This window comes from Silvanigrella paludirubra (assembly GCF_009208775.1).
GTDB lineage: Bacteria > Bdellovibrionota_B > Oligoflexia > Silvanigrellales > Silvanigrellaceae > Silvanigrella > Silvanigrella paludirubra.
Genome location: NZ_WFLM01000001.1, coordinates 824320 through 845341 on the forward strand (window position 1 = coordinate 824320; position 21022 = coordinate 845341).

17 protein-coding genes are annotated in these 21022 nt (G+C 28.8%); 13 read left to right on the forward strand and 4 right to left on the reverse strand.

Translation table 11 applies throughout. The features are described from left to right. Positions 1-189: 189 nt before the first annotated feature. From GCL60_RS03695 to trpA, 5 genes are read left to right on the forward strand one after another with little or no spacing between them, the layout of a single operon-like run. Positions 190-1443, forward strand: coding sequence for a 3-deoxy-7-phosphoheptulonate synthase (locus GCL60_RS03695; protein ID WP_161998059.1), 1254 nt, complete (start codon positions 190-192; stop codon positions 1441-1443). Continuing rightward, positions 1436-3355: a chorismate-binding protein gene (locus GCL60_RS03700; protein ID WP_161998060.1), complete on the forward strand. Its 1920-nt coding sequence runs from the start codon at positions 1436-1438 to the stop codon at positions 3353-3355. The genes GCL60_RS03695 and GCL60_RS03700 overlap by 8 nt, the downstream gene beginning before the upstream one ends. Next, a complete protein-coding gene (locus tag GCL60_RS03705) occupies positions 3356-5683 on the forward strand; it encodes a hypothetical protein (protein WP_153418519.1) in 2328 nt (775 codons plus the stop codon). It begins immediately after the preceding gene. Positions 5684-5694: 11 nt separating this feature from the next. Continuing rightward, entirely contained in the window at positions 5695-6855 is a 1161-nt protein-coding gene (gene trpB / locus GCL60_RS03710) for a tryptophan synthase subunit beta (protein ID WP_153418520.1), read from the forward strand. Beyond that, positions 6852-7607: a tryptophan synthase subunit alpha gene (gene trpA, locus GCL60_RS03715; RefSeq protein WP_153418521.1), complete on the forward strand. Its 756-nt coding sequence runs from the start codon at positions 6852-6854 to the stop codon at positions 7605-7607. The genes trpB and trpA overlap by 4 nt, the downstream gene beginning before the upstream one ends. A gap of 20 nt (positions 7608-7627) precedes the next feature. Here trpA and GCL60_RS03720 read toward each other — a convergent pair whose 3' ends face one another. Further along, a complete protein-coding gene (locus tag GCL60_RS03720; protein WP_153418522.1) occupies positions 7628-8137 on the reverse strand; it encodes a hypothetical protein in 510 nt (169 codons plus the stop codon). Positions 8138-8360: 223 nt separating this feature from the next. On the opposite strand from GCL60_RS03720, the gene GCL60_RS03725 reads away from it, so the two are divergent. Both GCL60_RS03725 and GCL60_RS03730 read left to right on the forward strand, forming a co-directional pair. Then, positions 8361-8549, forward strand: coding sequence for a hypothetical protein (locus tag GCL60_RS03725; RefSeq protein WP_153418523.1), 189 nt, complete (start codon positions 8361-8363; stop codon positions 8547-8549). A gap of 29 nt (positions 8550-8578) precedes the next feature. After that, positions 8579-9271 (forward strand): class I SAM-dependent methyltransferase, encoded by a 693-nt coding sequence (locus GCL60_RS03730; protein WP_153418524.1) that lies wholly within the window; start codon positions 8579-8581, stop codon positions 9269-9271. Positions 9272-9278: 7 nt separating this feature from the next. Here the strand turns inward: GCL60_RS03730 and GCL60_RS03735 are convergent, their stop codons facing one another. Together GCL60_RS03735 and GCL60_RS03740 are read right to left on the reverse strand one after the other, a co-directional pair. Beyond that, the gene (locus GCL60_RS03735; RefSeq protein ID WP_161998061.1) at positions 9279-10253 is read right to left on the reverse strand and encodes an NAD(P)/FAD-dependent oxidoreductase; all 975 of its coding nucleotides are present in this window, start codon (positions 10251-10253) and stop codon (positions 9279-9281) included. A 34-nt stretch (positions 10254-10287) separates the two neighbouring features. Continuing rightward, complete coding sequence (locus GCL60_RS03740) at positions 10288-11595, reverse strand: pyridoxal-phosphate dependent enzyme (protein WP_153418526.1); 1308 nt, start codon at positions 11593-11595, stop codon at positions 10288-10290. A gap of 153 nt (positions 11596-11748) precedes the next feature. Between GCL60_RS03740 and GCL60_RS03745 the strand changes: the two genes are divergently transcribed. The 6 genes from GCL60_RS03745 to kdsA are packed head-to-tail and all read left to right on the forward strand — an operon-like array spanning position 11749 to position 19282. Continuing rightward, positions 11749-12606 carry a hypothetical protein gene (locus GCL60_RS03745; protein ID WP_153418527.1) on the forward strand — a complete coding sequence of 286 codons (858 nt, stop codon included), beginning with the start codon at positions 11749-11751 and terminating at the stop codon, positions 12604-12606. 1 nt (position 12607) lies between these two features. Beyond that, a complete protein-coding gene (locus GCL60_RS03750) occupies positions 12608-15235 on the forward strand; it encodes a hypothetical protein (RefSeq protein WP_153418528.1) in 2628 nt (875 codons plus the stop codon). Then, the gene (locus tag GCL60_RS03755) at positions 15232-17256 is read left to right on the forward strand and encodes a hypothetical protein (RefSeq protein WP_153418529.1); all 2025 of its coding nucleotides are present in this window, start codon (positions 15232-15234) and stop codon (positions 17254-17256) included. The genes GCL60_RS03750 and GCL60_RS03755 overlap by 4 nt, the downstream gene beginning before the upstream one ends. A gap of 26 nt (positions 17257-17282) precedes the next feature. Beyond that, the gene (locus GCL60_RS03760) at positions 17283-17714 is read left to right on the forward strand and encodes a hypothetical protein (protein ID WP_153418530.1); all 432 of its coding nucleotides are present in this window, start codon (positions 17283-17285) and stop codon (positions 17712-17714) included. Between the two features lie 15 nt (positions 17715-17729). After that, positions 17730-18437 carry a DAHP synthetase I family protein gene (locus GCL60_RS03765; protein ID WP_153418531.1) on the forward strand — a complete coding sequence of 236 codons (708 nt, stop codon included), beginning with the start codon at positions 17730-17732 and terminating at the stop codon, positions 18435-18437. Continuing rightward, positions 18437-19282, forward strand: coding sequence for a 3-deoxy-8-phosphooctulonate synthase (gene kdsA / locus GCL60_RS03770; RefSeq protein WP_153418532.1), 846 nt, complete (start codon positions 18437-18439; stop codon positions 19280-19282). Before GCL60_RS03765 ends, kdsA begins: the two co-directional genes overlap by 1 nt. On the opposite strand, the gene GCL60_RS03775 is transcribed toward kdsA, so the two are convergent. Continuing rightward, positions 19279-20892 carry an SGNH/GDSL hydrolase family protein gene (locus tag GCL60_RS03775; protein ID WP_153418533.1) on the reverse strand — a complete coding sequence of 538 codons (1614 nt, stop codon included), beginning with the start codon at positions 20890-20892 and terminating at the stop codon, positions 19279-19281. The two genes, kdsA and GCL60_RS03775, sit on opposite strands and share 4 nt — an antisense overlap. Positions 20893-21022 lie beyond the last annotated feature (130 nt).

Here is a 21022-nt window from a genome sequence, read left to right on the forward strand (position 1 = left end):
AAAATTTTGTCAAGTATCTATAATTATTGTTTTAAAATATTTATAAGAGCCTATTTATATTTATAAATGAGTCTAATTTTGAAAAAAGGGTCCTTAAAAAATTTGTTTTGCTTGACAAAAACACGACATCTTTGGTATCCACAGAATAGCGCACTATCACACTGGTACGCAAATATGGAGGTTTTTAATATGTTGCTTCAAAAGGATTACACAAATACCAATAATTACAAGAAGTTTAAAATAGATTCCAAAAATCTATCTTGGACTCCAGACAGTTGGCGTTTGCATCCTGCTTTGCAACAGCCTACATTTCAAGACGCACGATTGTTTCAAAAATGTATAAAAAAACTGAAAGAGGCTTCTGAAATCGTATCTTTTGCTAAAATACAAGAATTAAAAAATAAAATAGCAAGTGCAGAAAAGGGAAAATCTTTTCTTTTTCAAGCAGGAGATTGTGCAGAATTATTTAAAGACTGTACTTTTGATAGAGTAAAATTAAAAATATTAGAACTAACGAAACAAAAAGAAATTTTACAATTGGGTTTAAATAAAGAAATTACTTTAATTGGAAGAATAGCAGGACAGTTTGCAAAACCCAGAAGTGAATCATATGAAACAATTGAAAATATTACATTACCTGCTTATAGGGGTGATATAATTAATTCAAGTAAATTTACTTATGAGGCAAGAGTAAATAATCCAATTAATTTAATAAAATCTTATCATAAATCAAAAAAAGTTTTAAACTATGCTCAGATATTTAATAAAAACTCTAATATGTACTCCTCACATGAGGCATTGCTACTTGATTATGAAAGTGCATTAACAAGATATGATGCCCGTTATAATCAATTTTATAATTCGAGCTCCCATTTTGTTTGGGTAGGTGAAAGAACTCGCCAAATTAATGGAGCACATATTAAATATTTATCAGGAATAACAAATCCAATTGGTATTAAATTTAGTGAAAATATAACAACAGATGAATTGATTAAAATGGTAGAAATATTAAATCCAAACCAAGAAAATGGAAAAATTGTTTTGATACCTAGAATGGGTCATCAAAAAATTTCAGATAATTTGCCAAAATTCATTCGTTCAATTCATAAAGAAGGCTTCAATGTTACATGGATGAGTGATCCGATGCACGGAAACACAGAAAAAACAAAAAAAGGGATAAAAACGAGAAGTTTTAATAAAATATTAGATGAATTAATTCTGTCATTACAAATTCATAAATCTGAAAATTCTTTTTTAGGTGGCATGCATTTAGAAACTTCCCCAGATAACGTTACAGAGTGTACGGGAGGATTTCAAAATATTACGGAGAAAGATCTTCTTTTAAATTATCAAACAGCTTGCGACCCAAGGCTTAATTCTTTACAAACAATAGAAATAATCTCTCATTTTATTAAGGAATATGTTAGGATATCAAATGAATAATTTAATGGATCAAAATTTTTTATCTTACCCAAAAGAAACTTTTATTCCAAATAAAAATCATGTATCTGGAATTCTTTATTTTAATAGAATTGAATTAAAATCACACAGCGAAACTGGAAATTCTATTGCTTCTCAAATAAAATTAAACTCATCAAAATATTTTAGGACTGATGAAAAAGTAAGTAGTGATTTTTTCAAATTAAAAAAATCGGGCCAACTAGAGATTTTAAGAGAATTACAAGAAATTTCTAAAGTAAATAATTTCCATTGTTTTATTATTTTAAGTTTTGAAGCTGCTCACGTAATTGAAGAAATTCCTATTTGCGATAATGATACCGTATTAGCTGAATTTACAATTAGTGAATGTTTATCTATTAATACAAATTTGTTTTTAAATCAAATTAAGAAGAATAATTTTAACGATTTAAAAATCCCAAATTGTGATTTAATTCATGATACAAGTAATCAATATTTTAAAAATTATGATAAAGTTATGGAACATTTTAAGGAAGGTGATGTTTATGAACTAGTTCTCTCAAGAAAATTAGAATTTAAAACGGATCCATTACAAATGTTTAATTATTTAAAAAATTCTACTGCTTTGCAACGAGCGCCGTATCGCTTTGCCTTAAATTTTTTTCAAACTGATATTATTGGTGCAAGTCCAGAAATTTTAATTGATATAGACAAAGAAAATGTAACAATGAAACCCATTAGTGGGTCTATTCGTAGAACTTCAAAAGAATATTTTTTAAGCGAACTTGAATTAATAGAATTAGAAAAACTTTACTCATCAGAAAAAGAAAAATGTGAGTTAGACATGTTAGTTGATCTTGCAAGAAATGATTTAAATCGATTTTGCAAAAATGTGTCTGTAAGCAATTACAGGGAGCCACTAATTCTAGAGCATATCATTCACACACAATCTACGGTAACAGGAAAATTAAAATCAGAATTTGATAGTATTGATGCCATACTTTCCTCTATCAATGCAGGTACACTTGTAGGCGTTCCAAAAAGAAAAGCAATGGAAATAATATCAAATTTAGAAAATGAGCCAAGAAAATTTTATGGTGGTAATTTAATTCATATTAAACCTGATGGAAATATTATTACTATTATTCTTATACGTACTGCATTTATAAATCAAAGTAAAATTACATTTCAAGCTGGTTCTTCTTTAATTTTTGAAGCAAATAAAGATTACGAGTATTGGGAATGCGGTTCTAAATTAAAAAATATGCTTTCAATTATTAATCAAGATCATTATTGTTTTAATGAAAACAAATCTCCTGAAGTTGTTATGAATTTAAATGCTAATTTTCGAAAAAATAAATCTCATAAGAAAAAACTTCTTATGATCGAAAATTTTGATAGTTTTACATACAATCTTGTTTCTTTATTTGAAAATTGTGGTGCAGAAGTTGATATTATAAGAAATACAATTAAAGATTTTGACTTTTCAAAATATGATGGAATTATATTATCACCAGGCCCCTCTCATCCAAAAGATGCTGGCTATTTAATTAAACATATTCAAAATTTAATTGAAATAAAACCTATTTTTGGAGTATGCCTTGGATTTCAAGCTATTATTGAAGCTTGCGGTGGTAAAGTTTCTAAATTAAAAAATCCTGTACATGGAAAAGCAAAAACCTGTTACGTAGAAAATAGTAAAGTACTTTTTCAGTCACTACCAAATGAATTTGAAGTAGGTCGTTACCATTCTTTATTTGCAGAAAATATTCCAAAAAAAATAAATATTGTGGCTTATGATGAATTAAAAACTCCTTTGGCATTAGAATATTTAAATAATAAATCAAATGTATGTGCTGTACAATTTCATCCTGAAAGTTTTTTAACAGGATTAATTGGTGAAAAAATGATTAAAAATTGGATGGAGTCTTTTTAAATGAAAAAAATTATAGAAGAGACTAATTACATAAGAAATATCCTTTTAAATGAAGAAATTACTACAGAATTACTTTATAAAATTGGCACCAATTTAAAACCAGAAGTATTAGCAAACCTAGTTCTTGAAATAAAAAAACAAGGGAAATCTCCTCATAATTTAAATGAGATTATTTTAAGTGCCGATTTTCCTGTATTTGATATTGTTGGTACAGGTGGTATTGGTGGCAACAAATTAAACACTTCAACTCTTGTAAGCTTATTTGCTCGCAATTTTGGATTTCAGGTAATTAAACATGGAGGCCGTTCATCAACTGGAAAAGTAGGTGCTGTCGATTTTATTGAAAAATTAGGTATTTCTCTGGAATCTGTTTTTTTAAATGCTGCTGAATACTTTAGAGCAACTGGAATTGTTTTTTTAGCTGCTGCATATACTTATCCTATTTTTGCAAAAAGTGCTCCTATTCGAAAAAAAATGCAAGGACCTACAATTTTTAATTTGTTAGGACCACTTTTAAATCCAATTTCTGTTCAAGCTAAAATGATAGGAGCTTTTAATCAAAGTATTGCAAAAAAACTAGCTGAAACATGCAAAATATTAGATCAAAAAGCGGTTATTGTTACTTCAAAAGACGAGGAAGGTTATTTAGATGAAGCTTCCCCATTTGCAAAGACTTATTTATATTTTTATAGAGATAAGGAAATATATAATTTTGAATTAGATCCTATTGAAAAAATAACTGATACTAGAGCATGTATTTTTTCAAATGGTGTTCATATTGCAAATGAACTTTTAAATTTAAAAGAAACAAATGAGACATTAATAGCTAAAAAATTAATTGCATTCAACCTTTCTATCTTGTGTATTTTAAATGAATTTCAATCATGCTGCAAAAATAATTTAAATAAATTATTAACTCAAATTCCTGAAAAAATAAATTTAAATTATAAAATAATTTTGGACCAAATGAATGAGCATATTTATTTAGTACAAAAAATAATTACAAGAATAAAACAAATAGAAAAAATAAGTACAAAAAGCCCAATTTTAGTTAAAAATAATTTAATTTCCTCGTCTATTAGAAATAATATTTCTCAAAATCTGAAACCAATTGAGTCCTTTTTTCAAAAAGAAAAATTACTTCTTGCTGAAATAAAATTAGCTAGACCACAAGAAAATTTTAACTCCAATTTATCTATAGAAGAAAGAATCAAATCATACCAAGATGCTGATGCAATTAGTGTCGTTACTCACCCTTCTTTCTTAGGCTCAATTGATCTTTTACAAAAAGTTAGAAGCCTTACAACAAAACCAATTTTGGCAAAAGATTTTATAAGAACAGTTGAAGAAGCTCAAGCTTTAATAAATGCGGGAGCAAATGGAATTTTATTACTTCAAGACATGCTAAAAGAAGAAGAATTAAAAAACTTAGTTGAATATTGCAAAAATCAAAATGTTGCTTCATTTGTTGAAAGCTCATTTCAAATTCCTTCTTTAGGTGATTTTCATGTTTTAAATTCTCGCAATTTATTTTCACTCGAAGAAAATAAAGATTTTCGAGATTTTTTAATTCATTTTTCAAATACAAAAATAGAATCTTCTAAGATTGTTTTAGCAAGTAGTTTAAATTCTCATTTGGAAATTCGTAATTGTTTGTCTATCTTTAAGGGCTGCATAGTAGGCTCGGCTTTTATGAGGTTTAGCAAAGTAAGCTCTATTCGAAATTTTATTTCTAAATGTATTAATAAAAAACCTACTATTAAATTTTGCGGGGCCCGTACTTTAAATGACATTGAACGCTCTATTGATTTAAATATAGATTTAATTGGAATAAATTTAATTCCTAGTTCAAAAAGATTTATTGGAAAAAATAATTTAATAAAATTAATACCAAGTTTGGAAAAAATACAAGATAAAATTTGTTTCATTACGAGAGACGATGTTTGTTTGGAATGTTTAAAACTTGTTTCACACTTTGAAAGTTTTGAGCAATGTTATTCTTTTCCAATGCTTATGAATAGAAAAAACTTAATTGTTTCTAATTCACAAAAATTTTTGGGCATGAATGCGTTTTTACTAGATAGTTCATTTCCCGGAAGCGGAATTGAAGAACAATATCCTAAAAATTTAAAGAAACAGTTCATTCCTGTTTATGCTAGTGGAGGCATTCATGAAAAAAATGTTTTATCACGTCTTAATGAATGCAAAGAAATGGGATGGTCACCCGTCGGCATAGACTGCGCAACGGGTGTAAGTAATTCTGATTTAACTGCACAACTTGACTCTTTCTCATTTGAAAAAATGAATTTACTTATTTCAAGGATTTGAGGTTTTCAAATATGTTTAAATTAGCGAACAGTATGGAAATGCAAGATCGTTTTGTCACTCCACTTCTAGAAAATGCTTTAGAATTTTTAAATAAAGGGTTTTCATCTTATATTAATGAAAAGAATGAAAAAGAAAAATTAAAAGAATTATTACAAGACTTTTGCGGAAGAGAAACACCTCTTTTTGAAGCTAAAAATTTAAGTAAACTGTTTGGTGGAAAAATATATATTAAAAGAGAAGATCTTGTTCATGGAGGAGCTCATAAATTAAACAATGCCATTGCTCAGTGTTCATTAGCAAAATACATGGGAATTCCCAATATTATTGCTGAAACTGGAGCTGGACAACATGGTGTTGCATCTGCAATGGCAGGAGCTAATTTAGGATTATCTGTAAAAGTTTATCAGGGTGAAGTTGATATTCAGCGTCAAAAATTAAATGTGCTACGAATGAGATTATTTGGTGCTCAATTAATTTCTGTAACAGAAGGTAATGCTAAATTAAAAGAGGCCGTAAATGCGGCTATGCGTGATTGGGTTTCCTCTTATCAAAATCACTTTTACTGTATTGGTTCCATCGTTGGGCCCTTTCCATTTCCAAAGATGGTGCGAACATTTCAAAAAATAATTGGAGAAGAAACGAAATCTCAAATCATCCAAAAAACGGGAAAACTTCCCTCAGCTTTATTTGCTTGTGTCGGAGGAGGAAGTAATGCGGCAGGTATGTTTACTCCTTTTGTAGACGAAATGAGTGTTGAACTCATTGGTTGTGAAGCTGAAGGTGCTGCGAGTTTAGAAAAAGGAAGTATGGGAATATTGCATGGTATGGAAACCCTTGTACTTCAAAATTCAGAAAGACAAATTGCTCAAACGCATTCCATTAGTGCTGGCTTAGATTACCCAGCCGTAGGACCATGGTTATGCGGTTTAAAACAAGAAAATAGATTATCACATTATTCGATTAATGACATAGAATGCATTGAAGCACTTCAGCTTTTAGCAAAAGAAGAAGGAATATTATGTGCTTTAGAATCTGCTCATGCTGTTGCGGGTGCAAAAAAATATTTAAATCACAATCCTGGTAAAACCATTGTTATTTGTTTAAGTGGACGAGGAGATAAAGATTTAGATACGATATCAAAATATGTTAATTTAAGTGAGAATAAAATATGAAAATTGGCATTTATTTTACAATTGGAGATTTAGGATTAAAAAATAGTTTAGCTATATTTAAAGGACTATTAGAGGGTCAAATTGATCTACTTGAAATAGGTTTACCATTTAGTGATCCATTATTAGATGGCACAACAATTCAAGAAAGTCATGCAAGAGCTGTGAAGGAAAATATTTCTTGGGAAGAAATTTGCAACGCTCTTTCTGATTTAAAAAAAATGTGTAATTTGAATCAACAGATTTCAGTTATGACAACTTCACAACATTTATATGATATAAATAGAAGAAGTAAACTTCCAACATTAGATGGTATTTTAATTTCTGATATTCGTCATAATATTCAAAATCCGTTTCCAGTTTCAACAAAAAGAGTTTGGTTTTTGAATCAAGAGATTGCTTTAAAAAAAGATAATTTATTTCCTCCAGAAGAAATATCCATGATTTATTTAACTCGTGTTCAAGGAACTACAGGTGAAAATCAAAAAAATGAACTTTCAACTGAAATAGCTATCAATAGCTTAAAAAATATTTCAAATAAAGAAATATGGCTTGGTTTTGGAATTTCAAACCAAAAAGATATTTTAGAAGCGAAAAAACAAGGAGCATCTGGAGTTATCATTGGCAGTGCTTTTGTAAAAAAAATTACAGATTATTATTTTAACCATTTATCAGAGTATGATGAAAGCCAAAAAATTAATTTTCTTTATCATTTTAGTAAAAACTATATTAACGAATTAAAACTGAATTTATAATAACATATTCAATATAAAATTTAATTAATATTGTTAAGATTTTCTTGAATATAATTTATTTGAACATTTTCATTTAAATTTAAATGCAATTCACTAAATACTTCTACATTATATAAAGTATGTCTCTCAACACTGTTAATTGTAAAAAAACCTTTTGATAATTTATAGGAATCTATTCCAAATGGAATCCATTCCGAAAATCTTGTCCGAGCAGGCTGAGGAAATTCAAACTCCTTACCGAACGAATTTATACATTTTTGTTTTAAATCATTAATTTTATTTTCAGCATCTTTACCAGAAATATTAAAATATTCAAACGACATAATTTCATCTTCATAAGAATTATAAATTGTTTTTTTCTCACCTTTTATATAATAATTTTGACTATTTGGGTATTTCAACCATTTCCATTTTCGATCTTTATTTGCGCAATAAACTAAAAGATCTATTTCCTCTGCATAAACAAAAGAATGATTTACTAATAATATTGAAAAAAAGTATAATAAATATTTATTTGAAAATTTAATCATAAATATTCCTAATTTTTTTAGAATTTAATTAAAGAAAATGCCATTTTTTTATTTCATTTTGTCCTTATAAATCATTTTATTTTTTATGTCAATATTTAAATGATTACCAATAATTTAATTACAAAATTATTGCCATATTTAAAAAATATGTTATCATCATGGATATGATCTCATGTTATTTATATTAGTACTAAATCATTTCAATTCTAAATAAGGTATTAAAATGGAAAACAATCTAAATTGGAAAGAAATTGATAAAATATTAGATATAGACTTAAACAAAAAATGGAATGCTACTTCCATAAAAATTGAAACGAAGCAATCAAATATAAAAAAAAAATTTTACTTTATTCAGACGACCAAAATAGCAATTATTGGAACATCAGAAATATTTTACTTACGGAGCCTCTAAATTTATCAAATCTTAAAAATTTTATCTATATGAGATATGGCGGCGATGATTTAGCAAAAAAAACTTTAGATGAGATTAACACAAATGATCCCAATAAAAGTTATTTAATATTAAATGCTGGATCGGGTTTTGGATCGGATATGATAGAACAATCAAGAATTTTACCTAGAGCTAAATTTATAGGAATTGAATATAATCAAAAATATGCAGACTTGTCCTCAAAAATTATTCAAGCACTCAATTTAAGTGATAGAATTAAAATATATAATGCAAACATTGCTGATTCTGATCATATGAAAAAAATTATTCATCATGAAGGATTATTTGATTCGGCTTATTCAAATTTAGTATTATTGCATATAAAAGAAAAAACTAAAGTTTATAGCTTAATTTATAAATTATTAAAACCAAACTCGATATTTAGGAATGAAGATTATACAAAAATAAAAGAAACAAATTTAATTTTTGCTTCGAAAAAAATTGATTGTCAAAATTTAAAAACATTTGATGAAATGATTAATATAGCAAGATCTGTAGGATTTAGGAATAATAAATTTATTGATCTATCAGATAAATGGAAAAAGTTCACTTTACAAAGATTATTTCAAAATTCAAATTTTAAACAAAGAAAAAAAACGGCAAAACAATTATTCTTTTCAGATATCGCGAAATACTTTAATAATTATAATGGAAGAGGAGGAGTTTTTATTCATATAAAATAAAATTTAATTATAAATAAGGAAAGTTTTCTTGAATATAATGTTTTGCATGATGGATTGCTTGCATTACTTCAGAAGTACCTGGTCCTATTAATTTCATTTTACCTGGATAAGTAACAATATCACCTGCTGCATAAATACCAGGAATAGAGGTCTGTCTGTTATGGTCAACAATTATGGAATTGCCTTCCATATTTATACCCCATTGTTGAAGAACATCTAAGTTAAATAGAAGTCCAATAGCTATAATAATTTCATCAATATCAAGTTTCTCAATTTCACCAGTTTTTGTATTGCGAATACAAGCAGATTTGACATGATTTTCATCACCATCAATTTCTGTTAATTCACTAAATGTTCTGATTTCAGCATTAGAAGAATAAAGTTTTTTTGTTGTTTCTTCGTGTGAATTAAAACGATCGGAACGATGAAGCACATAAAGATCTTTGCATTCATTAACAATTGTTAGAGCAAGATCAAGGGCACTATCACCACCACCAACAACAACTACTCTTTTATTTTTGAAAGTATCTAAAGAATGTACTCCATAAGAAACTCCTTTTCCTTCAAATTCACGAATATTTTTAATATCGAGACGTCTTGGAATATGAGCACCCATTCCTAAACAAAGCATCACTGTTTTTGTGTGCATAACAGTGCCATTTCGAGTTTCAACACATAAAATGTTATTTCTATTTTTGCGAATAAGAACAACTTCTTCGTTTAAGCTACTTGGAATATTATAAGGTACACTTTGCGCAAAAAGATTTTTATATAAATCTTTACCACGTATCGCAGGAATACCTGTGATATCATAGACCCATTTTTCAGGGTAAATTGCAGTAAGCTGGCCGCCAAGCTCATACCTTCTATCCACTAGCCTTACAGTCATATCACGCAATCCTGCGTAATAAGCCCCAAAGAGACCCACTGGACCGCCACCAACAATTATGGTGTCATAACATTCAAGAAATCCGCCACTCACAACAATTCCTCCTAAATCATTTAACAAATCAGATTCAATGTCTCATTCTTGGCTTGAAACCAGCTTCTTCAAGCTTTTCAAGTAAAGAATATTGATGTTCCGAATTTCTTGTTTCCAAGGATAACTCAACATCAACATCACCAACACTTACTTCGCTGTAAGTGCGATCGTGAATAAGATCAAGCACATTTCCTTCAAGAGATGCAATACATTCTAAAAGCTTTTTCAAGCCCCCTGGTCTATCGCTCACGCAAACACTAACACGAAGAACACGTCCTGTAATATTTAATCCACGTGTTATTACCCGTGTCATTAATTGAGGATCAATATTTCCCCCACTAACACAGGCAATTACTTTTTTTCCTTCATAAAAGTCGGGTCTTTTTAAAATGTCAGCAATAGCAGCTGCCCCAGCACCTTCTGCTATCACTCTTTCTTGTTCAAATAACCCTAAAATGGCTTTTACAATGTAGTCATCGGTAACTAGAGATAAATTTTCAACGTAGCGTGTCATATAATTATAATTTAAATTGCCTATCAAACCAACGGCAATGCCATCTGCAATTGTGGAGTGTACTGGTTTTTTGATGGCAGTTTGTTTTTTATTATGAAAACTTTTTACTGCAGAGTCATAATATTCTTGTTCAACACCAATAATATTTCCTTTTGACTCCGCTTTAAAAACAAGAGAAGCCCCTGCGGCAAGCCCACCACCTCCAACGCTACAAACAAAATAATCTACTTCACCAAATGGTTCTTTGGTTATGCTAGAAAGCTGAACAAGAGATTCATACGCACAAGTAGATTGCCCAATAATAATATCGTAATTATTATAAGCATGAATAAAATGCGCATTTTCTTTTTTTGCAAAAGCGACAGCAGCTTCAGAAGCTTCCTCTAAATTGTCACCCTCTAGATAAAGTGTTGCCCCTAGTTTTTCAGTTGCATCTCTTTTTACTAAGGGCGCTGTTTTTGGTAAAAAAATATGGGCTTCACAACCTAAATGTTTAGCACCAAACGCAATACCTTGTGCATGATTTCCAGCAGAAGCAGCACATACTTTTATGCTATTGTTACCTTTGTTTTTTTGCATAACATTATGAATTGCATATAACGCACCACGAACTTTAAATGATCCATTTGGATTTAATGATTCCAGTTTTATCCAAATATCACCACCTGTTAATTCGCTTAACCAAACCGAACGCCTTAACGGACTTGGCTGTAAATACTTACTAATGACGGAATGATAAGCTAATTTAATTTCTTCCATCAATTCCTTTGGATTTTCAAAGGTTTTTCCTTCAACTAAATTTAAAAGTTTTAACAGTTCTGGGGACATTGGGTTTCACCTTTCCACTTCAAAAAAAGCAAAAATTTAATAGAATCCTTTTAGTCAAAATTGTCCTATCTTCAAAATCTCTGTTAACATAATATTTGCAGGAGAGATAATAAATTTGCCATTGGGCTTATTGAAAAAAAGGCAAAAATGAAAATGAAATTTGAAAGCATATGTAATGTTTTTCCTAAAGAAGAAAAATATTGGCCATGCCTCCATCCCTCCAAAGCTCTACCGTTTTTTATTAGAACTTATTTAAGGCAACATTTTGGTGGAATTTTTGCTGCTAACGACCTCTATAAAAAAAATACCCCAACAAGATTAGGCATTGCGACAAAGCCATTTGAAATGGGAGACCCTATTTCTACAATTTCAATGAATCATTTTATCAAAACCCAAGAATTAATCACCAAAATAGATTATGGTCCTGGCAGACAAAAAGTAATTGTTGTTTTCCACAGCTATTCAAATATGACTTATCAATCTGAATATAGCACAATTAATAAAGGGCAGCTTGCGAATGGCATAGTCGCAATTATTGAAGAAGCACATAGTGGATTATCACATTCATTTCATGTTCTAAATGTAACAGCGAAAGACCTATTTGAAGGATGCAAATATATAGGAAAAGAATTTCATAACGCTGATTATGCTTACATTATTAGCGACTTATTGTTTGATACAGAAGATAATTATGCTGCAGCTAATAAGACTCTTGAAATTATAAAATATTTTCATTTAAAAAAAGCAATTTTTTTAATTACAAGAGATCCCCTAGAATCTCCTAATGATGAAGAAGAAATTGAAGAATTAATTCCTTGGGAAAAAAACAAAAATGAGAATAAAACAATTCATTTTAGTGGAACTGAGTACAAAAAAAATATTGAAGAACAATTCAATTTTTTATCACAAAAATTACGCGAAAAAAATCATATAGCGAAAATAGTTAATTCGAAAGAAACACTAATGAGTTTTATTGATTTTATTTTATTAGATATTTTTAGGAAAAAATAAAATGTTTCCCATTTTACTGTCTTGTTTAGTATCTTTAATTACAATTTTTATACTTTTTTTTCAAGTTCAAAATATAAATCCAAGAAAAATTCCTTCTTGGTTTTTTGGAAAAGAAAATAAAAAAACGATTAAAAATAAAATTTTAATCAATAAACCTCCATTAATCCCATTAGTTTTGATTATATTAGCTACAATAGCTTTTGCTATAAGTTATTATCCCCAAAAAGAAGCAAAAGGAATTTTGCCCTTAAACAAGTCTGCCTTAATTTGGATAGATCCTTCTTTGCAAGCAAAACTTTCACGTGAAAATTCTAATTTTAACCCACAAAGAGAAGCTGATAAAATTACTGATCTTGGATACAAAAATTTTGGCTTAGAAAGTTTTTTTAAAATTCAAAATGGAAGACCAAAAATTGAATATAAAGTTTTAGAATTAAAATCTAATAATGAAGTATATCAATTTTTAAAGGAACAAAATAACCAACCCATTTCCCCATTTACTCAATCTATTTTAAGCGATGAAGTTTCAAAAATTTTAAATAATAATGAAAATTTTCATGATAAAAAAAATACAATTATAGCATTTTCTGATGGGTATTCAGAATCTATTCAAGGCATTTTTTCTTTAAAAAAATTTTTTGATAACGGAATTTTATTTAAATATAAAGCTTTTGATTATAATGTTAAACATCAAAAAGAAATTGTCCCAACGGATCTTTTTTCACTTTGGGGTGAAAAAACAGAATCAAAAACTTCTTTTACTTCATTTAATTCTTATAAATCTATCATTCCAGAAGAAGCAAGACCGCATTTATTTATAACTTCTTATCATGTAAATAGTGATAATTTTGAAGTCCTAATTACAAAAAATAATAAAAAACAACTTCCCCTTTTTATAGGCTGCTCAAATCGTTTTCCTAGTCCAATCGAATTAGATTCCTTTTCAAATTTAAGAACATTAGTAAGTTTTTTTGGAAATGATTTTATCGAAAAAAATTGTGAAAAAGAAAAAAATAGTATTGAACATAGCTTTAATAAAAATATATGGAAATACAGAAATTCAACAGTATGGATTGTCCAATTAAATGATCAAATTTTATCTACTATGAACGATGATCTTACATTTTGGATTCCAGAAGGATTTGATCCTAATTTTGATACATTAGTTTACACAGCAGGAAATAATTCTACACTCCAAACTAACGAAGAAAATAGAGCAGAAAAAATTGCTGTACAACTTGATTCGGGGTCTTTTCCATTAACTTTATTATTAGTGCCACCCCCTCCAGGTGCAGAGTTAGGAGTTAAATTTCCAGATGATAACCGCACTTATAAAGGAATATTTAAACCATTTTTAAATACAAGCGATGGTACTACTTTGGCTTGGAAAGCAAGTTCATTGCCTTTTTTTTATTTGAGAACTTCAACATCAACTCCAAATGGAGAATTGGGAAGATCTAGAACATGGACTCATTTTTGGTTTGAAGTTGCAAACAATATAAAAGATTCAAATCTTTCTTATACAAAAATTAATCTTGATGACATCTCAAGACTGAATGATAAATTAGAAGAAGCAGAAATAAGTATAAATGATAAATTTACAGAGTTTTTAAATTTAGATACATTAAATTTTTCTGAAACAAAAAATCTATCTCTTGGTTTATACAAATTAGAAAATAAAAACCGATGGATATTATTCAACTCATTAAGAGAAGGAAAAAATAGTATCTATTTAACACCCGATGATTTTAACCAAACTTTTTCAAGTTCAACAATAACTTCAAAAAATCAAATCCAGAAAAATTTTGGCGAATCTATTTTCCCACTAATTGCTGCCATATTTGGAACCATCATTTTATTATTTTTATGGAAAAAAAATAAAAAAAATATCACTTATATCACTTTATTTATGATTCTTTCCTATAATAATAAATCTTTGTATGCTCAATCTAAGTTAGAAAATTTTAACTTACCTTTTTTCTCAAATAATAAAATATCAAATCAAAGTGTAGAACAAGAAAATATTCCTTTTCGTATAGCTTGGTGTGGGAAAGAAGTCCCTGCTCAAATTGAAAAAAACTATTCGGAATTACGAAATATAATTATGAGAAGAGGAACAATTGTATTTCCAAATAAACTTAAAACAAATAATTGTGTACCTGGAGAAGCTGAAATTTGGTGGACAAATGATTTTCGTGAATTAAACATTAAAAATTTGCATAACCATATTGCAAATGGAGGCATATTTATTTTAGAAGGGACCAAAGAAATCCCCCCCCACCTATTTGAATTAAATGATCAAAGTATAGGCATAGAATGGGAATCTCCTAAAAAAAGAGGAATGTTTTACCGTAGTTTTTATTTATTAAATAGCTTAGATGGGTGTATTAATGACTCATCAAAAACACTCATTTTAAAAAAGAAAATAAATGCCCAAGCTCCTTATGGTTTAGTAACTAGTGCCCATTTTTTATCAAATGGAGAAGATTGCTTTAAAAATAATAATGACTTCAAAATACGTAGTTTTATAAATATCATGTATTCATTTTTAACTACAGATTATAAGGAAGATCAAATTCAATTGCCTGAAATATTAAACCGCATTCGAAACCTTGGGTTAGAACCATGAAAAAAACTTTAGTCTATGTATTAAGAATAATTATAATACTTTCATTATTTATTCCAATATTAATACCCTTTATTTACGTCAAAGATAGCGATGAAAGTAATTCATATTTAAATATTTTTATACCGCAAGATACTCTCTTAAAGATTGAAGAAAAAACAAATATAGAGAATATTATTAATAAAAATTTTGGAAGTAACTTAACAATAAATTACCAAAATTATGGCTTAAACGATAGCATACCATCACAAGATTATGATGACTTACTAGGGCATATATCAAAAGCAAAGGGAGTTTCAGTAATTTTATCAAAAAGCGCTTTTTTTGGAGAAGATGCAAAAATATTTACCAATAAACTAAAAGAAACTAATTTATTTAAAGAAAATAAGATCTATTTTTTACCAATTCAACAAATATTAAAAAATAAAAAAAATGAAGACGACTATTTAGCTTTATCAGATATTTTTATTCCTAAAATAAGTTTTTTAGGTGAAGAAAGTATTGCTTCTGTAAATATTATTGGAATAGTTAAATCACATTCTGAAATTAAAGCTGAAATTGTGATTCACTCAGGAAACTCATTTTTAAACTCAAAAACGTTTCAATTTAAGGTTCCTAAAAATGGACTTGTAAATACAACTGTAGATATTCCAATTAATTTTACCAAAACGGGCAATCAAGTTATTACTGCAGATATTACTTCAAGCTTAACAAATCCACCTTTAAATTCGGCAAGTACAACAGTTCAAGTCGTTTATTCTAAAACAACGTTATTACATATTAGTGTTGGACCAGATTGGAGTTTAAGAACATTAAGACAGAAATTAAAATTTTGGCCAAATTTAGATTTATTAAGTTATTATATTTTAAGAGAAACAAATAGCGATCAAAGTATCCCAAATTCACAATTATCTTTAATTGAATTTCCTGCTGATAAATTATTCGGAGTAAGTTTACAGAATTTCCATGGAATCATTGCTCAAAATTTTTTATTTGATACTTATCTTGGAGAAAGAGAATCTGAAAATTTAATTAATTATGTTAAAAATGGGGGACGGCTTGTTATTCAAGGAGGCCCTTTATCTTTTTTAAGTGAAAATAGTTCAATAAGATCAATTTTTCCATGTGAAAATAAGCCTAAATGGGATTATCAAAACTTATATCATTGGGCCGCAAGTGATACCAATTTTATTAGCAATCATAACTTTCATTCCAGTCTTTCCAATATCGTAACACATTATACTGCTATTAATTGCAAACCTAAAAAAGAAGCTATTATTTTAGCTAAAACAAAAGAAGGGGATCATCCTATTTTGCTTGCCATGCCAGCTGAAAAAGGAATTGTTCTCTCTTTTTTAGCAGGTGATTGGTTATACGGCTATACTCAAGAAAAAATACAAAATACGGCCGAAGTTGCTCTAAGAATGAAAGACTCAGATAGTAGTGAATATGTTTTTAATTGGATGGTCGAATTTTTACAGAGAAGACAGGATAGTGGAATTAGAGCGCCTGATATTGCAGGACCTCGTATTTATGCGGACGATAGTTCATTAAGAGTGAAAAGCAGAGGAGGTCTTCAATTAGATAAATCTGTTACATTAGCAACCGATTCTAAAAAATTTTTAAAAGGAAATACTTTTGTTTTAAATCATTTAGACAGAGAGATGATTAAAGTACAAAATCCAATAAATTCAATTATAAACATTCAAAATAAAAATAAAATAAACAGCACCTCAGTGAATCTAACTCTAGGCTTGGAGGATAAAGATACCGATATTCTAAAATTTGGATCTTGGCCCATTTTTCCATCCAACGCAAAATCTCAAGAAAACAAAGAAAATCCATTTTTATTTGAAGGAATACCTGAATTATCGGAAATAAATGCCGATCTACCTAAAGATGTTTATGTCGTTTCCAAAAAAGTACCCTTAATTGTTGCGTACCCTTGGATTTTGGCAGTTGCTCTTTTGTTATTAGGAATTGAGCAGTTTTTGGCGCGTATTTTATGGAGAAAGTATTTTTGATATGCTTAGCTATAAAAAGGTGATATATGCATCCTAAAATTCCTAAGCGTCGTGAACCCAGGTATGAAACGGCGATTGTGGCAGAGGTTTTTACAAATAGATGGAACCCGTTAATATCTAAAAGGGTTGTTGTACTAGATCTCTCTTGGAAAGGTTTTAAACTCGAATTTATTGCAAAAGACAAATTAAATATTAAAACAGGCAAATCCCTATCTTTGCGATTGCCGATTGATCAGTTCAATATTTCAAATGTAAAATATTTAAAAATTGATATTGTTGTCAAATGGTGTGATAAAGAGTTGAAAAGAATTGGTGGGGTACTGATTCACCCTAAAGGTGAAAAAGCCATTATTCTTGGAAATCTCATTCAAAAACTTGCTTTATTAAAACAAACAGAAGATGACTTAACTGAAGGAAGCCAAAAACAACTCGATAGAGATAATGAAGAAGCTTCCTAAAACAGGAGGCTTTTTATGTCATTTTTTAAAAATAAAAAAAATTTTATTCTTGAAATTCAATCAAAATCTCGAAATGAAACTACGGAAACTTTGGAAAATGTCTATCCGGTTTATAATTTCTCTGAATGGAAAGTATTTACATCTGAAGACTCTATAAAATTAAATGTATTAAAAAATAAAGAATCTTTTTTATTTGAGCTTAAAAGTAAGTCAAAAAAACCTTTCGGAATTATAGTAAGCTCTCCTAGAGAAATTGAAATCGCTTCTAAGTATGCTGACTTTCTTTATATTCCAGGAGAAATATGCAGACAAAGTGATATTTTGGAAAGTGCAGCAAGTACAAAATTACCTTTATTTGTTGAACGCGGATCGTTTTTAGCTCCCAACGATATATCAAGAATAATTGATAAATTAGGGGTTGCTGATGTTGCTATTGTTGATTGCGGTTCAGCAAATGGATATTCAGACTCCGTTTTAGATCCTCGCGTTCTTTATACGCTTCAAAACTCGGGAAAACCATTTGGTGTTAACTTAAGTGATTTATTAAGCCCTGAAGGAACAAAATATTCACACCGTCCTCATTGGTTAATGAATCATGATTTTATAAGTGCCTTTATCAATACAGGCAATGCTTTTGGTGCCTTATTTTTTGTTGTTAAATGTTATGGCCATGGAAATATCTCCATAAATAATATTATTCATAAAATCCCAAGGAATAACTAATGTCATCAATAAATAATAATAAGTTCCCAGGAAATTGGGATGGTAAAATTACGGAAAACATTACATTATCAAGAAAAAAACCTGTTATTATTGCAGGTCCTTGTATGCTTGAATCTATATCGTTAGGTCTTGAAGTCGGAAACTTTTTAAAAAATAAATGTGAAAAATTAAACCTCCCTTATGTATTTAAAAGTAGTTATGACAAAGCAAATAGAACAAGTGCAACGAGTGTTCGAGGACCTGGAATAAATACGGGACTTGAATGGTTAAAACAAATTAAAAAAGAACTTAATGTTCCTATTTTAACTGATGTTCATTCAAGTGAACAAGCATTAGAAGCAGGTAAATTTGTAGATATAATACAAATTCCAGCTTTTCTTTGTAAACAACGAGAGCTTCTTGTTGCGGCAGCAAGTACGAATAAAGTGATTCAAATAAAAAAAGGCCAATGGGTTTCAGCTGAAGAAATGATAGAAGTTGCTCATTTTATTCAAAACTGTGGCAATTCAAAAATAATCCTTGTAGAACGTGGCACCTGTTTTGGCTATAATAACCTTGTGGTCGACTTTAGAAACCTTGTTGATATGAATAAAGAAGGCCATGCTGTTATATTTGATGCCACTCACGCTGTGCAACTACCAGGTGCTTCAAATGGAAAATCATCCGGCCTTCGCCATATGGTTCACCCTCTCACAAGAGCAGCCGTAGCAATCGGAGTAGAAGGAATTTTTATGGAAGTCCATAAAGATCCATCATGCGCATTATCAGATGCAGATACACAACTCACCATGGAAATGGCCGACGCCATTCTTGAAGACATTGCTAAAATGATAAATGAATCTTAATTTAATTTGGATAGACAATAGTTTTTATAACTATCTAAATTTTCCAAACTTGTATTAATAAGAAAGTTATCATTTAATTGTTTTTCTAAAGCATAAGCTACCCAGCAATGTGTATAAGAGGATGGATGCGGTGAGTTCCAAAATAGAGCTAATTTTGTTCTATTTCCATTTTCATCAACACATGAATTATTTTTATTAGCAAAAATATTTGTTTCTTTACCAATTTGTGTCAATGCTGCTTTATAATAACCACCATTATAGCAAAAATCTTGAATATAATTTAAATTTGCTCCTGGAACTTTATATTTTGTATCCATTTTAGTAAATCCATAATCATACGATGAATCATTTAAAATATTTTTGTTATTCATAAGTTTTTCAAAATCGGAAGCAATATCTAGTGTCTTAATATTAATTTTATTCCCAAGACTACCTTTTAATAAATTCAAAGAGGTTGCCAAATAAAAATTATATTTTTGAATTGCTTCTGTCATTTTTAAAGAAAATTCATTTTTATTTTTTAAATCATCTGAATATTTATTATAATTTGAAGTTACAATTGCTGGAGTTTTTCCAATATCAGGTAAATTTAAAATCATAAAATGATAGGCACCAATATTATTTAACATTTTTATTTGGTTAATAATATTATCTACAGCTCTTTTATATATATAATTTACCCCACCAACGGAATCTGGATTATCAAAAATAACATGTGCAGGCTGGTTATTTTCAAATTTTTCTAAAAAATCATTAGCTCCAATCCAAAATACAAAAAGAGTTTCTGTTGTATTCGTCAATTTTTGATTCGTACTATAATAAGAATCATTGGTTAAATAAGAATTCATATAAGAGTTTACATAATATTTTGAACTTCCTGTAAATAAATTTCTTGCTGCTGTTATAAATGATGTTGGAATATTATTGGCAAAAGCATCGTTTGTTCCATCAGTCTTAGCACCACCATAGGAAAAATTTAAAACAGGTAAATGCGTTCTTTCTGTAAGGTAATCATTCCAAACATAACCATCGGTAAAACGTCCATTCCAGAATGGAAAAAAGGGCATAATTTTAGCCCATCTCTTTAAATTTCCAGGGTCAGAAAGACTGTCTCCAAATAATACGATTTGTTTTATTTTTGAATTAGGTTTTTCTGCTTTAGCAAATTGAATGGGATATTCATAGCCGTCAAAATCAGAAGTAGAAGCTTTAAATTCATATAATTTATAAGAAGAATTTAATTTTTGAATTGCAAAATTACATTTTGTAACAATATCATCATAGGAGTATTTTTCCTCTAAAAAAAATCCGTCCTGAATTTTTCCTGTTAACTTAGTCCAACTTGAGATTATTGAATCTCCATTTACTGCCCATGCATAGTTTTTTCTCGCTCCAAAAGTTAGAACTTCAAGACTTGGATACATAAGATTAGGATTATCATTATCTAACCCTTTTTTTGTATCATAATAATAACAAGCAATATAATAACCCGAATTTGAAAATTTCATTTTTGGATAAATAGGTTCGCTTGCAAAAAGAGAATTTGAAAATAATATTCCTGAAAAACATAAAAACGAATTTTTGAGAAACAAAGATGACGAATGCGACATACAATCTCTCCACTAAATAATATTGTTAAAATGTTTAAAAAAAATACAATATTAATAATGGTCAGTCAAACAATTAATTTATTTAATTTTATAAAAATAATTAAACAATAAAAGAAATAAACTGAATAAT

Excerpts from the sequence above, each read along its gene's own strand:
- GCL60_RS03695 (WP_161998059.1), top strand. The coding sequence starts at position 190 with ATGTTGCTTCAAAAGGATTACACAAATACCAATAATTACAAGAAGTTT.
- GCL60_RS03700 (WP_161998060.1), top strand. The coding sequence starts at position 1,436 with ATGAATAATTTAATGGATCAAAATTTTTTATCTTACCCAAAAGAAACT.
- GCL60_RS03705 (WP_153418519.1), top strand. The coding sequence starts at position 3,356 with ATGAAAAAAATTATAGAAGAGACTAATTACATAAGAAATATCCTTTTA.
- trpB (WP_153418520.1), top strand. The coding sequence starts at position 5,695 with ATGTTTAAATTAGCGAACAGTATGGAAATGCAAGATCGTTTTGTCACT.
- trpA (WP_153418521.1), top strand. The coding sequence starts at position 6,852 with ATGAAAATTGGCATTTATTTTACAATTGGAGATTTAGGATTAAAAAAT.
- GCL60_RS03720 (WP_153418522.1), bottom strand. The coding sequence starts at position 8,137 with ATGATTAAATTTTCAAATAAATATTTATTATACTTTTTTTCAATATTA.
- GCL60_RS03725 (WP_153418523.1), top strand. The coding sequence starts at position 8,361 with ATGGAAAACAATCTAAATTGGAAAGAAATTGATAAAATATTAGATATA.
- GCL60_RS03730 (WP_153418524.1), top strand. The coding sequence starts at position 8,579 with ATGAGATATGGCGGCGATGATTTAGCAAAAAAAACTTTAGATGAGATT.
- GCL60_RS03740 (WP_153418526.1), bottom strand. The coding sequence starts at position 11,595 with ATGTCCCCAGAACTGTTAAAACTTTTAAATTTAGTTGAAGGAAAAACC.
- GCL60_RS03745 (WP_153418527.1), top strand. The coding sequence starts at position 11,749 with ATGAAATTTGAAAGCATATGTAATGTTTTTCCTAAAGAAGAAAAATAT.
- GCL60_RS03750 (WP_153418528.1), top strand. The coding sequence starts at position 12,608 with ATGTTTCCCATTTTACTGTCTTGTTTAGTATCTTTAATTACAATTTTT.
- GCL60_RS03755 (WP_153418529.1), top strand. The coding sequence starts at position 15,232 with ATGAAAAAAACTTTAGTCTATGTATTAAGAATAATTATAATACTTTCA.
- GCL60_RS03760 (WP_153418530.1), top strand. The coding sequence starts at position 17,283 with ATGCATCCTAAAATTCCTAAGCGTCGTGAACCCAGGTATGAAACGGCG.
- GCL60_RS03765 (WP_153418531.1), top strand. The coding sequence starts at position 17,730 with ATGTCATTTTTTAAAAATAAAAAAAATTTTATTCTTGAAATTCAATCA.
- kdsA (WP_153418532.1), top strand. The coding sequence starts at position 18,437 with ATGTCATCAATAAATAATAATAAGTTCCCAGGAAATTGGGATGGTAAA.
- GCL60_RS03775 (WP_153418533.1), bottom strand. The coding sequence starts at position 20,892 with ATGTCGCATTCGTCATCTTTGTTTCTCAAAAATTCGTTTTTATGTTTT.